Genomic DNA, 12,220 nt, shown 5'->3' with positions numbered 1-12,220 from the left:
CGCCTCAGCCCACGGCGCGCGCCTCCGCCGGCGCATGGCACGGCGCCTCGGTCGTCAGGTCGATCAGTTCGCGCGCGGCCGCTTCCGCCGCCCGTGCGTCGCGCTGCTCGATCGCCACGACGATGCGCTCGTGCAGGCCGACCAGCCGCTCGTGGCTGCCTTCGCGCCGGGCCGTCTGCTCGCGCACCAGCCGCAGCGCGCCGCAGATGATCGCGCTCATCTGCTGGTAGAACTGGTTGCCGCTCGCGTGGACGATGCGCGCGTGCAACAGCTCGTCGGCGGCGTCGTAGTTCGCCTCGCCCACCTCGAGCGCGCGGAACGCCTCGAAGGCTTCGCGAATGCCGGCGATCTCCGCCGCGTTCGCGCGCTCGGCGGCCTGCCCCGTCGCGCGCGGTTCGATCAGCATGCGGAATTCGAGCACGTCGCGCATGAACTGCGGGTCCGGTTTCGCCCGGAAGCGCCAGCTCACCACGTCCTCGTCGATCATGCGCCAGTCGCGCATCGGCCTCACGCGCGTGCCGACCTTCGGACGCACGTCGAGCATGTCACGCGCGAGCAACATCGAGAGCGCCTCGCGCATCACCGTCCGGCTGACGTCGAAATCCCTCGACAGCACGTCCTGCGGCGGCAGGATGCCGCCGTACTTGTCTTCCACTATCCCTGTGACAAGCCCGTCCATCACCTTGCTGACGAGCGACCTGTCTTTTGCCTGTTCCATACGAGACCTCCCCGTTACGTATCTGTGTTGGCGTACTGCCCCCGCAGTTCGGCCCGGCCCCTTTTCTCTCGTTTTATTGGAAATGTACGCGACACTATTGTTCGTATGTTCGATACATTGCTGAGTTCGCGGTCGCAATGCTATCTAGTAAACACCTGAGAGGGTAATCCCTCTTAGGATTTCGTTTAGATATCCTATAGCAAAAAAATGCCCGACAGGCTTGGGAAAAGCCGTCGGGCAGTTTGTCAGTATCGCAAAACGTTTGCGGCTGGTGATTCATTCGCGCGCGCCGCTCGAAAATCGAAAATCGCGTCGCGCTGATTTTTAAACTCCCGCTTAAACGCCGCGATAATCGATCGTTTCCACCCCGGCCGCGCCGCCGAGCAGGCACAGATCGGCGCCGCGCTGCGCGAACAGACCGACCGTGACGACGCCGGGCCAGCCGTTGACCGTAGCTTCCAGCCCACGCGGATCGGTGATGGCGAGCCCCTTCACGTCGAGGATCTCGTTGCCGTTGTCGGTCAGGTAGGGCGTGCCGTCGCCCTTGACGCGCAGCACCGGCACGCCGCCCAGCGCGGTCAGCCGGCGGCCGATCGCGGTGCGCGCCATCGGCACGACTTCCACCGGCAGCGGGAACGCGCCGAGCGTCGCGACGCGCTTGCTCGCGTCGGCGATGCAGACGAAGGTGCCCGATACCGAGGCCACGATCTTCTCGCGCGTGAGCGCCCCGCCGCCGCCCTTGATCATCGCGCCGCTCGCGTCGATCTCGTCGGCGCCGTCCACGTACACCTGCAGGCCGTCGATCTCGTTGAGGTCGAACACGCGGATGCCGTGCGCTTCCAGGCGCTGCGTGGTGGCGATCGAGCTCGATACCGCGCCGCGGTAGCGTGTCTTGATCGCGGCCAGCGCGTCGATGAAGCAGTTCGCGGTGGAGCCGGTGCCGACGCCGATCACCGAGCCTTCCGGCACGTTCGCCAGCACGTAGTCGGCGGCCGCCTGGCCGACGAGGCGTTTGAGTTCGTCTTGAGTCATGGAGAGGGGGAAAGCGCTGATTGCGAAAGCGGCGAGTTTACCGGAGTCGTTCGGCATGGCGTCGATTTTCGTCGACCGCGCGGCGTCGGCGCGACAGTCGGCTCGCCGTGCGAAGCGGATGCGCTCGCAAGCGCGACGCACGGCGGGCGGGGAACGGGCGAGGACGCGCGAAAACGAGCGGGAACCGCGGGAAAACTACGGCGTCATGCCGGGACGGGCCCCAGCGGCCGGCGCCGAAACCGGCGCCGTGGTCGGCGCGCCCGCGCCGGGGAAATACTTGTCGAGCAGGGCCTGCGCGATCGCGTCGGTCTGCGCGTCCGGCTTGCCTGAGTAGTCAGCCGGCCGGAAGTGCATCTGGAACGCCGCGAACACGCGTCGCGTGCGCGCGTCGAGCATGCCGTCGGTCGCCACGTCGTAGCCGTAGCGCGCAAGCTTCAGCTGCAGCCCGCGCACGTCGGCCGGGTCGCCGGGCGCGCGTCCCGCCAGCCGCGCGGTCACGGTCGCGTCATCGGGCCAGGCGCCGACGCCGGCGCGCGCGAGCGCCTGCCACGGGAACGCCGGACCCGGATCGATCTTGCGCTGCGGAGCGATGTCGCTGTGCGCGACCACGCGCGTCGGCGGAATCCGGTAGCGCGCGACGATGTCCTGCGCGAGCCTCACGACCGCCTCGACCTGATCGGGCGAATAGGCCTGCCAGGTCTGGTTTGCCGGCGCGTCGAGCGGGCCGGCGTTGACGATCTCGATGCCGATCGAGGCCGCGTTGAGCTCGGTCGTGCCCTGCCAGTCGCTGACGCCCGCATGCCACGCGCGCTCGCTCTCCGGCACCAGCTGCAGCACGACGGGCTTGCCGTTGCGGTATGCCGGATGGCTCGGGATCAGGTAATGGGCGCTGACGTCGTTGTGGGTCAGCACGAACAGCGCGCGCGGGTCGTCCGCCTCGGTGTAGTGCAGCACCAGGAAGCGCACGCGCGAATCGGCGCCGCGCGCCGGGTGGCTCGTATCGGCGACGTAGCTGCCGCGATCGACGAGCGTGGGCGAGCTGCAGGCGGCCAGCGCCGCCGCGAGGCACCCGGCGGCAAGCACGCGCGTCGCCGTGAGCACGCGGCCGCGCCGGCCGGCGCCACCCGCCGCCGGCGCGGGCCGGCGTGTGATCGCCCACGGCATCGTATTCATCGCCCCGGCCTCACCGGCTTACTTCGCGGCGCCAGCCACGCGCCGCTGGCGCACGGCTTCGTACAGGCACACGCCGCTCGCCACCGACACGTTCAGGCTCTCGACGCTGCCGGCCATCGGGATGTTCATCACGTCGTCGCAGGTATCGCGCGTGAGGCGGCGCATGCCCTCGCCCTCGGCGCCCATCACCAGCGCGACCGGGCCTTCGAGCTTGGTCTCGTAGAGGCTCGCCGGCGCGTCGTCGGCCGTGCCGATCACCCAGACGCCCGCGTCCTTCAACTCGCGCAGCGCGCGCGCGAGGTTCGTCACCGTGATGTAGGGCACGGTGTCGGCCGCGCCGCTCGCGACCTTGGCGGCCGTCGCGTTGAGCCCGACCGCGCGGTCGCGCGGCGCGATGATCGCGTGCGCGCCAGCCGCGTCGGCCACCCGCAGGCAGGCGCCGAGATTATGCGGATCGGTCACGCCGTCGAGCACCAGCAGCAGCGCCGGGCCCTGGATGCCGTCGAGCAGCTCGGCCAGGTTCTGCGCGAGCGGCAGATCCTCGACGCGCGCTACCACACCCTGATGGCGCTCGGTATGCGCGAGGCCCCACAGCCGCGTTTCGTCGGCGGCGATCAGGCGCACGCCCGCTTCCTTCGCGGTCTGCAGGAAATCCGTCATCCGGCGATCGCGCCGGGTCTGGTCGTACAACACCTCGGCGACCGTCGACGCATCGTGCCGCAAGCGCGCGGTGACTGCGTGAAAACCGTAGAGAACCTTCAAACGTGACATGACTGACCAACCTTCATCTTGACGCGGAGCGCGGCCGGCGCGCCTCGCGAGCATTGCAAACGGAAGCGCCGCGTTGCCGGCCTCGCGGCCGGACAACGCGGCGTCTTCGATTCATCGACCGCCCGGACCGGCGCGCGACGGCGCCGGCCACGGGGTCAATATTTCTTGCGCGGACGCGCCTTTTTCGCCGGCGACTTGGCCGCCGTGCCGCCCTTCTTCCTGGCGGGCGGATGCGCGGTGCGCGCGTCCTTCGCGGCGGGCGCGACCGTGCTGCCGGCGGCGGCCTTGCGGCGCCCCGCCGGCGGCTCGTCCTCGCCGGTCACGCCGGGCATCGCACGCACACGCGGCGCGCCGCGTTCGGCCGGCAGCGGGGCCGCGCCGCGCGGCGCCTTCACGGGCGTGTCGCGCACCAACCGGAAATCGATCTTGCGCGCGTCGAGATCGACGCGGCCGACCTGCACGCGCACGCGGTCCGACAGCCGGTAGCGGATGCCGGTACGCTCGCCGCGCAACTCGTTCTTGATCTCGTCGTACTGGAAATAGTCGGAGCCGAGTTCGGTGACGTGGACGAGCCCCTCGATGAACAGCGTATCGAGTTGCACGAAGATCCCGAACGGCGTCACGCCGTTGACCATCCCGCCGTATTCCTCGCCGAGCTTGTCGCGCATGAAATAGCACTTGAGCCAGGCCTCGACGTCGCGCGAGGCTTCGTCGGCGCGCCGCTCGTTGGCCGAGCAGTGCAGGCCGAGCTCTTCCCAGATCGCGTCGTTCGAACGCACGCGGCTGCGCGATTCGTCGTCTTCCTTCTGCATCGCACGGGCACGCGGCGAAAGCGCCGTGTTCAGCGTGACGCCGTCGGGCGCCTTCGGCGTGTACTTCTGGCCGGACAGGATCGCGTAGATCGCGCGGTGCGTGAGCAGGTCGGGATAGCGGCGAATCGGGCTCGTGAAATGCGCGTAGGCATCGTAGGCGAGACCGAAATGGCCGATGTTGTCGGGGCTGTAGACGGCCTGCTGCATCGAGCGCAGCAGCATCGGCTGCAGCATCTGCGCGTCGGGCCGCTCGCGGATCTTCGCCATCAGCGCCGCGTAGTCGCTCGCGTGGGGCTTCTCGCCGCCGCCGAGCGTGAGCCCCATGCCGCGCAGAAACGAGCGCAGGTTCTCGAGCTTCTCGACGGTCGGGCCGGCGTGGATCCGGTACAGGCCCGACTGCTTGTGGCGCTTCATGAAGTCGGCCGCGCAGACGTTGGCGGCCAACATGCATTCCTCGATCAGCTTGTGCGCGTCGTTGCGCTGGCGCGGCAGGATCTGCTCGATCTTGCCCTGCGCGTTGCAGACGATGTAGGTCTCGGTGGTGTCGAAATCGATCGCGCCGCGCTTCTGGCGCGCCGCGAACAGCGCCTTGTAGACGCCATAGAGATCCTGCAGGTGCGGCAGCAGATCGGCGCGGCGCGCGGCCTCCGGCCCCTTGGTGTTGCCGAGCACGGCCGCGACCTCGGTGTAGGTCAGGCGCGCCGCCGAGTGGATCACGGCCGGATAGAACTGGTAGGCCTTCACTTCGCCGCGCGCGGTCACCACCATGTCGCAGACCAGCACGCAGCGATCCACCTGCGGGTTCAGCGAGCAGAGCCCGTTCGACAGCTTCTCGGGCAGCATCGGGATCACGCGGCGCGGGAAGTAAACCGAGGTGCTGCGTTCGAGCGCGTCGACGTCGAGCGACTCGCCCGGCTTCACGTAGTGCGAGACGTCGGCGATCGCGACGATCAGCCGGAAGCCGTCACCGCGGCCGACCTTCGTCGGCTCGCAGTAGACGGCGTCGTCGAAGTCGCGCGCGTCCTCGCCGTCGATCGTGACGAGCGGCACGTCGCGCAGGTCGACGCGATAGCGCAGGTCGACCGGGCGCACCTTGTCCGGCAGCGCAGCCGAGGCCGTCAGCGCTGCCGGGCTGAACTCGTGCGGGACGCCGTACTTGCGCACCGCGATCTCGATCTCCATGCCCGGATCGTCGATGTCGCCGAGCACTTCCGCGACGCGACCGAGCGGCTGCGAATGGCGGCTCGGGAATTCGGTCAGCTCGACCACCACCACCTGACCGACCTTGGCCTTCTTCGGGTTCTGCGTGATCAGGATGTCGTGGCCGATCCGCTTGTCCTCGGGGGCGCAGATCACGGCACCATTCTCGTTGAGCAGGCGGCCGATCACGCGCTTGTTGGCGCGGTCGGTGACCTCGACCACGTGCCCTTCCGGGCGGCCGCGGCGATCGTAGCCGACGATCCGCGCGAGCACGCGATCGTTGTGCATGACCTTCTGCATCTCGCCGCTCGGCAGGAACAGGTCGTCCTGGCCGTCGTCGCGGATCAGGAAGCCGTAGCCGTCGCGATGGCCCTGCACGCGCCCCGCCACGAAATTCGACGGATGGGTCAACTGATAATGCCCGCGCTTGTCGAGCCGGATCTGGCCGTCGCGCTCCATCGCGGCGACGCGCCGGAAGAAGCCCTCGCGTTCCTGGCGCTTGATCGACAGCGCTTCGGCGATGTCGTTCGCGGCCAGCGGGGCGTCGCTCGTGCGCAGCACGCCGAGGATTTCTTCGCGGCTCGGGATGGGATACGGATACTTGCTCAAGGGCTTGTCGATGGTTGTTCTCGTTGCGTGAACTACTCGTCCGGTTCGAACGATCGGACGCCAGGTTGCGGGCCATTCTATCACCCGCCGCCGCGCCGAAAGCCGCGAAACGGGGCACGAGGCGCGCGAGCGGGCCGATCACGGCGGCGATGCAAAAAGGTGTTGACACAATTATTCGTGCTGCTATGATTGCGTTCTTGCTTGATGCAGCTTGTGCCCAGGTGGCGGAATTGGTAGACGCACTAGGTTCAGGTCCTAGCGGTGGCAACACCGTGGAGGTTCGAGTCCTCTCCTGGGCACCACAAGTTTAAAAAAGGCCGGCTTCATGCCGGCCTTTTTCATTTCCTGGCCAGGAAGCAAAGTGCCTGCGCACTTTGCGTGGGGACTCGAAAGGTTTCGCCTGCCAGCGAAACCGGGGTCGCGCTCGCGTGACCGAGTCCTCTCCTGGGCACCACAAGTTTAAAAAAGGCCGGCTTCATGCCGGCCTTTTTCATTTCCTGACCAGGAAGCAAAGTGCCTGCGCACTCTGCGCGGGGACTCGAAAGGTTTCGCCTGCCAGCAAAACCGGTGGCGTGCTTGCGTGACCGAGTCCTCTCCTGGGAGCAAATGAATAAAAAGCCGGCTTGGCAAGCCGGCTTTTTCATTGATCGCCCCTCGCGAGGCGCCCAATATCACCCAGCCGCCCCCACCAGATAGCGCGTCAACTCCGCCGTCGACATCTCCCGCGCGAGCCGCGCCGCCTGCCCCGCCCACATGTTGCTGAAATCCGCCTTGCCGGCCTTCTCGGTCACCGCGCGCAGGGGCACCAGCGCACCGCCCGCGGTCGGAAACACCGGCGCCGCCGCCGAGATCGGGCCGATCTCGCGCATCAGCCGGTTCGTGATGCCGCGCGCCGGGCGCCCGGTAAACAGGTTGGTCAGCGCAGTCTGGTCCTCGCCGGCCGTGCGCAGCGCTTCGCGATGGAACGCGCTGAGCTTCGCCTCGGGCGTCAGCAGATAGGCCGTGCCGACCTGCACGGCCGACGCGCCGAGCGCGAACGCAGCCCGAACGCCGCGCGGATCGGCGATGCCGCCCGCCGCGATCACCGGTACCGGCACCGCGTCGACGATCTGCGGCACGAGCGCGATGGTGCCCACCTGGGTCGACATGTCGTCCGACAGGAAATTGCCGCGATGGCCGCCCGCCTCGTAGCCCATCGCGATGATGGCGTCCACGCCGCGCTCCGCGAGCCAGCGCGCCTCCGCGACCGTCGTCGCCGACGAGATCACGCGCGCGCCGGCACGCTTCACGCGCTCGACGAGCCGCGCCTCGGGCAGGCCGAAGTGGAAGCTGACCACCTCCGGCCGGTACGCCTCGACGATCTCGCAATAGGCGTCGTTGAACGGCGCGCGGCTCGAGGACGGTACCGGCTCGGCCGGATCGAGCCCGAGCTCGACGTAATAGCGCGCGAGCGCCGCGCGCCACGCCATCTGCGCGGCCGGGTCCGGCGCCGGATCGGTATGCGAGAAGAAATTGACGTTGATCGGCTTGCGCGTCGCGCCGCGAATCTCGTCGAGCGCGGCCTTCATCTGCTCGACCGACAGCAGCGCGGCCGGCAGCGAACCGAGGCCGCCCGCCTCGCTCGCCGCGATCACCATCGCGACCGTGGTCGCTCCCGCCATCGGCGCCTGGATGATCGGCAGCTCGACGCCGAACAGATCGAGGATACGCGTGTCTTGCCCGTTACCCATGAGTGCATGCTCCATCGAATGGTGCTTGAGTGGCGCCCGGCCGGCGCGGGGGCGCGTGGTAGCTTCGCGCGCCATCGTACCGCAGGCGGCCACCGGACGGCGCCGGCCCGCCGGCGCGTCCTATTTCGTTTCGCCCGTCGCGGCCGTGCGCTGCTGCTCGCGCCATTCGTGCATGGTCACACCACCCACGCCCCAGTTGTCCAGCTCGACCTCGTCGATCACGACGAGCGTGGTGTGGGGCGGCTTGCCCATCACCTCGAACAGCAGGTCGTTGACGCCCTTGATCAGCGCCTTCTTCTGCTCGGGCGTGGTGGCCGTCGCGCCCGGCGCGGGTACCTTCGCGGGTCATCTTGATGTTGACGTATGGCATGGCGTTGTTCGGGTGAGGTTGTTCCTGTGAGTCTCCCCAAGCGGCCCCGGCGGCTCGCGCCTGCCGGCAGCCGCACCGCCCTGCTGCGCGGCGCGATTTACCAGCGGCCGGCGTGCTGGCCGCCGTCCACGTTCAACGTCTCGCCCGTGACGAAATTCGCGTGCTCGAGGCACATCGCCGCCTCGACGATCTCCGAGATTTCGCCCATGCGGCCCATCGGGCGCGGCGCGCCGAGCACGTCGCGCGTTTCGCGCCGGATGCATCGGTGTCTTGATGATGCCGGGGGCGATCGCGTTCACGCGCACGCCGCTCTTCGCGTATTCGATCGCGAGGCCACGCGTGACCACGCCGAGACCGCCCTTGGTCAGCGTCGGCAAGGATCTGCCGATCCGGACCGTCGTGGATTACCTGGCGCAAGTGTTCGCTCAGGCGCGGCCGTCGTTTCAGGCATGAGATCGCAAAAACCGTTGACACGCTCTGTTGGCACGCTATAATCGCATTCTTGCTTGACAAGCAACTTGTGCCCAGGTGGCGGAATTGGTAGACGCACTAGGTTCAGGTCCTAGCGGTGGCAACACCGTGGAGGTTCGAGTCCTCTCCTGGGCACCACAAGTTTAAAAAAGGCCGGCTTCATGCCGGCCTTTTTCATTTCCTGGCCAGGAAGCAAAGTGCCTGCGCACTTCGCGTGGGGACTCGAAAGGTTTCGCTTGCCAGCGAGCACGATCCTGCCGCAGGAAGTGCCGGCCACGCTGAAGCCTTACCTCGACGGCAGCAGCGAGCAGTTCTGGTATCGCCGAGACAAGCCGGGCGTGGTGTTCCTGATCACCGTCGATTCGCTCGATGCCGCGCGAGCGGCCACGAGTTCGCTGCCGCTCACGGCCGAGCGCATTGCCGAATACGAGTTCATGCCGCTCGGCCCGCTGGCGCCGCTCGGCATGCTGATCCAGGGCCACTGATCGAGGTCCGGCGAACCGCGACATCGCCCGCCCGACGCCAACTATCGATTTGTCCCGAAAAAGCGTTGACAGGCTCGTGGAGCGCTATATAATTGCGGTCTTGCTTGATGCAGCTTGTGCCCAGGTGGCGGAATTGGTAGACGCACTAGGTTCAGGTCCTAGCGGTGGCAACACCGTGGAGGTTCGAGTCCTCTCCTGGGCACCACAAGTTTAAAAAAGGCCGGCTTCATGCCGGCCTTTTTCATTTCCTGACCAGGAAGCAAAGTGCCTGCGCACTTTGCGCGCGTCCGAGTCCTCTCCTGGTTGAAGATAAAAAAGCCGGCTTTCCAAGCCGGCTTTTTCATTTATCGCGAAGCGGCAAATCTAAAAACAGATCTACCCCGCCAACCTCCCCACCGCGTCATCCACGCTCAATTCCGACAGCGCCTCATCCCTGAGCCCGCCACCACCGGCCCGCCGCAGCACCTCGAGCACATCCGGCTTCAACCGCACCAGCATCAAGCGCCACCCACGCGCCTCGCACTCGGTCGCGAACGTGATCAGCGCCTCGACCGCCGTGCCATCGAGGTCCGGCGACTCCTCGAGACTCAGCACCACCGTCCTCAACCCCGTCACCGCATGCGCCAGTTGCCGGACCCGCCCCAGCACGCGCTCCGCGTTCGCGAAAAACAGCTGCCCCTCGGGCCGCACGATCAGCATGCCCGGCACCGGCGTCGCGTCGGCATGATTACGCACGTCGACGAAATCACGGCTGTCACGCAGCCGGCCCAGTTCGCCGAGCTTGGGCTCCGACAGCTTGCGCACGGTCAGCAGCAGGCTCGCCGCGATCGCCGCGAGCAGGCCGTTCAACACGCCGAGCACGAGTACCGCGAGAATCGCGGCCAGCACCAGCAGCCTGTCACGATGCCAGCGCCAATACGGCTGAAACACGCCCGGATGCAGCGAATGACTGACCGCGAAGATCACGATCGCGGCGAGCACCGGCTCCGGCGTGCGCGCCAGTTGCGGCAACAGCAGCCAGACGATCAGCGCGATCACCACGGCCGCGCAGGCCCCCGCGAGCCGGCTCTGCGCGCCGGCCGCCTCGTTGGCCGAACTCGCCGAATAACCGGCGCCGACCGGCATGCCGTGCAGCAGCCCCGACACCAGGTTCGCGCAGCCGAGCGCGACCAGGTCGCGGTTCGGCGCGATCGGATCGCCGTGCTTCAGCGCGAAATTGCGGATCGAGCCATACGACTCGGCATAGAGGATCAGCATCAGCGCGAAGCCGAGCTCGACGGTCTGCGTCCAGGCGGAGTGATCGAGCGACGGCAGCCCGAACGCGAGATGCTGCAGATCGATATGCCCGACCACGGCGATGCCGTGACGCGTCCAGTCGATCCCGTAGCCGGCCGCGATGCCGAGCACGATCACGATCAGCGTGGCCGGCGCGCGCGAACGCCGGCCGAGCGCGAACAGGATCGCGAGCGCCACGGCGCCGAGCGCGACGCTGGCGAGGTTCGTCCGCGGCAGGCCACGCACCAGGTCCAGCACCACATGCGGCGTATCGCCGTGATGCACGGGGACCACGAGGATCTTCGGCAGTTGCTTGATCACGATCGTCAACGCGAGCCCGAACGTGAAGCCGCGCAGCACGGGTCGCGCGATGAAGTCCGAGATGCCGCCGAGCCGCGCGGCGCCGGCGATCACGAACAGCAGGCCGGTGGTGGCCACCAGCGCGGCCGCGAGCGCGAGCCGTGCCGTCGCGATGGTGCCGGTCTCGGACAGCACGGTGGCGGCCAGCACGGCGGCCGACGACGAGGTCGACGAGACGATCGCAAAGCGGCTGCTGCCGAGCGCCGCGTATACCACCAGCCCGACCAGCAGCGCGATCAGGCCGGCCTGCGGCGGCAGGTTCGCGAGCCCGGCGTAGGCGACCGCCTCGGGAATCAGCAGCCCGGCGATCGACAGGCCGGCCAGCGCGTCGCGCCAGTTCCGCTCGCCGCGCGGCATCCCGGGCGCGGCGAGCGCCGAGAAATGGGCAGCGTCGCGCGGCGCCGCATCGGGCACCGGTTGCGCGGGCGTCGGCCGGATCGCGGCGCGGTGCGGCTGGCGCATCTCAGGGCCTCGGCTCGAACTCGCCGGCCCAGCCGGGCAGATAGCGCGCATCGGGTGCATGCGCATGGGTGAGCGCCGCGTCGAGCGCCGTCGAGAAATGCTTGCGCACGGTCCTGGCCGGGATCTTCGTGCGCAGATAGTCGGCCCACAGGAATTCGCTGAACGGCGTGGTGTCCTTCGCGTAGCCGCCGGCCGTGCGCAGTTCGCCCGCCAGGCTGCGATACGGGTCGTCGCTCAGTCCGGTCAGCGCGGCGGGCAGGCGCTCGTAATCGTGGCGCGCGCCGTCCGGCCCGAACGGATGCACCCACTGGTTGTGCTCCATCATGCGCCAGAAGATCGTGTCGTCTAGCCAGGACAGGTCCTTCAGCAGCATCACCTTCACTTCGCTCACGCCCTCCTCGAGCAGCGCCAGCCCGAGATGATGGTGATCGACGATGAACAGCGCGTTGCCCGGGCCGGCCACGGCCGGAAACCAGTGCAGTTCGATCTCGTCGCGGCGCGCCGCCTTGCCGAGCGATTTCCAGTGCTTGCGCTTGGCCTTCACCTCGCGATAGCCGACGGTCATCTGCGTCGGTCGCAGGCTTTCGAGGGAGGCGGGAATCAGGCGGACGTCGCGGCCGAGCGTCATGGTCGTGCTCCGATGAAAAGATTCGCCACGATAACCCGCCGCGACCGCGTCGTGCCAACCGGCACGCATCGCCTTCCATCCGGCCGCGATAACAATTTACAGAATCAAAAATAGATTCATTCAA

At 67.9% G+C, this 12,220-nt stretch carries 10 protein-coding genes, 3 tRNA genes and 1 pseudogene; 4 read left to right on the top strand and 10 right to left on the bottom strand.

Translation table 11 applies throughout. From position 1 onward, the window contains the following. Positions 1-4: 4 nt before the first annotated feature. From bpln_RS08255 to rnr, 5 genes are all read right to left on the bottom strand, one after another. A complete protein-coding gene (locus tag bpln_RS08255) occupies positions 5-718 on the bottom strand; it encodes a FadR/GntR family transcriptional regulator (RefSeq protein ID WP_042624752.1) in 714 nt (237 codons plus the stop codon). Between the two features lie 336 nt (positions 719-1,054). After that, on the bottom strand, positions 1,055-1,750 hold the full coding sequence (gene rpiA, locus bpln_RS08250; protein ID WP_055138550.1) for a ribose-5-phosphate isomerase RpiA: 696 nt from the start codon (positions 1,748-1,750) through the stop codon (positions 1,055-1,057). A 195-nt stretch (positions 1,751-1,945) separates the two neighbouring features. Continuing rightward, the gene (locus bpln_RS08245; protein WP_244131884.1) at positions 1,946-2,923 is read right to left on the bottom strand and encodes an N-acetylmuramoyl-L-alanine amidase; all 978 of its coding nucleotides are present in this window, start codon (positions 2,921-2,923) and stop codon (positions 1,946-1,948) included. A gap of 18 nt (positions 2,924-2,941) precedes the next feature. Beyond that, complete coding sequence (rlmB, locus tag bpln_RS08240) at positions 2,942-3,694, bottom strand: 23S rRNA (guanosine(2251)-2'-O)-methyltransferase RlmB (protein WP_042624750.1); 753 nt, start codon at positions 3,692-3,694, stop codon at positions 2,942-2,944. Between the two features lie 155 nt (positions 3,695-3,849). Next, entirely contained in the window at positions 3,850-6,315 is a 2,466-nt protein-coding gene (gene rnr, locus bpln_RS08235) for a ribonuclease R (protein ID WP_042624749.1), read from the bottom strand. A gap of 215 nt (positions 6,316-6,530) precedes the next feature. Between rnr and bpln_RS08230 the strand changes: the two genes are divergently transcribed. Next, a tRNA-Leu gene (locus tag bpln_RS08230) sits at positions 6,531-6,617 on the top strand. A 369-nt stretch (positions 6,618-6,986) separates the two neighbouring features. On the opposite strand, the gene bpln_RS08225 is transcribed toward bpln_RS08230, so the two are convergent. From bpln_RS08225 to bpln_RS08215, 3 genes and pseudogenes are all read right to left on the bottom strand, one after another. Beyond that, positions 6,987-8,045, bottom strand: coding sequence for an NAD(P)H-dependent flavin oxidoreductase (locus bpln_RS08225; protein WP_042624748.1), 1,059 nt, complete (start codon positions 8,043-8,045; stop codon positions 6,987-6,989). Between the two features lie 120 nt (positions 8,046-8,165). Continuing rightward, positions 8,166-8,297, bottom strand: coding sequence for a tautomerase family protein (locus tag bpln_RS38245; RefSeq protein WP_338025970.1), 132 nt, complete (start codon positions 8,295-8,297; stop codon positions 8,166-8,168). Between the two features lie 215 nt (positions 8,298-8,512). Next, positions 8,513-8,792: pseudogene (locus tag bpln_RS08215) on the bottom strand (SDR family NAD(P)-dependent oxidoreductase); the annotation flags it as partial. A gap of 145 nt (positions 8,793-8,937) precedes the next feature. Between bpln_RS08215 and bpln_RS08210 the strand changes: the two are divergent. The 3 genes from bpln_RS08210 to bpln_RS08200 all read left to right on the top strand — a co-directional run bounded on the left by bpln_RS08210 (position 8,938) and on the right by bpln_RS08200 (position 9,576). Continuing rightward, a tRNA-Leu gene (locus bpln_RS08210) sits at positions 8,938-9,024 on the top strand. A 98-nt stretch (positions 9,025-9,122) separates the two neighbouring features. Continuing rightward, the gene (locus bpln_RS08205) at positions 9,123-9,371 is read left to right on the top strand and encodes a hypothetical protein (RefSeq protein ID WP_244131886.1); all 249 of its coding nucleotides are present in this window, start codon (positions 9,123-9,125) and stop codon (positions 9,369-9,371) included. Between the two features lie 118 nt (positions 9,372-9,489). Then, positions 9,490-9,576 (top strand) — tRNA-Leu (locus bpln_RS08200). Between the two features lie 170 nt (positions 9,577-9,746). On the opposite strand, the gene bpln_RS08195 is transcribed toward bpln_RS08200, so the two are convergent. Together bpln_RS08195 and bpln_RS08190 are read right to left on the bottom strand one after the other, a co-directional pair. Further along, entirely contained in the window at positions 9,747-11,468 is a 1,722-nt protein-coding gene (locus bpln_RS08195; RefSeq protein WP_055138548.1) for a SulP family inorganic anion transporter, read from the bottom strand. A 1-nt stretch (position 11,469) separates the two neighbouring features. Then, positions 11,470-12,096 carry a ParB-like protein gene (locus tag bpln_RS08190; RefSeq protein WP_042624746.1) on the bottom strand — a complete coding sequence of 209 codons (627 nt, stop codon included), beginning with the start codon at positions 12,094-12,096 and terminating at the stop codon, positions 11,470-11,472. Positions 12,097-12,220: the final 124 nt, after the last annotated feature.

This window comes from Burkholderia plantarii, from assembly GCF_001411805.1.
GTDB lineage: Bacteria > Pseudomonadota > Gammaproteobacteria > Burkholderiales > Burkholderiaceae > Burkholderia > Burkholderia plantarii.
The sequence above is the reverse complement of the archived record's forward strand: the minus strand, read 5'-3'. Positions and strand labels throughout refer to the sequence as shown.

Bases quoted from the DNA above. Each gene is read 5' to 3' on its own strand.
- bpln_RS08255 (WP_042624752.1), bottom strand. From the start codon at position 718: ATGGAACAGGCAAAAGACAGGTCGCTCGTCAGCAAGGTGATGGACGGG.
- rpiA (WP_055138550.1), bottom strand. From the start codon at position 1,750: ATGACTCAAGACGAACTCAAACGCCTCGTCGGCCAGGCGGCCGCCGAC.
- bpln_RS08245 (WP_244131884.1), bottom strand. From the start codon at position 2,923: ATGAATACGATGCCGTGGGCGATCACACGCCGGCCCGCGCCGGCGGCG.
- rlmB (WP_042624750.1), bottom strand. From the start codon at position 3,694: ATGTCACGTTTGAAGGTTCTCTACGGTTTTCACGCAGTCACCGCGCGC.
- bpln_RS08225 (WP_042624748.1), bottom strand. From the start codon at position 8,045: ATGGGTAACGGGCAAGACACGCGTATCCTCGATCTGTTCGGCGTCGAG.
- bpln_RS38245 (WP_338025970.1), bottom strand. From the start codon at position 8,297: ATGGGCAAGCCGCCCCACACCACGCTCGTCGTGATCGACGAGGTCGAG.
- bpln_RS08195 (WP_055138548.1), bottom strand. From the start codon at position 11,468: ATGCGCCAGCCGCACCGCGCCGCGATCCGGCCGACGCCCGCGCAACCG.
- bpln_RS08190 (WP_042624746.1), bottom strand. From the start codon at position 12,096: ATGACGCTCGGCCGCGACGTCCGCCTGATTCCCGCCTCCCTCGAAAGC.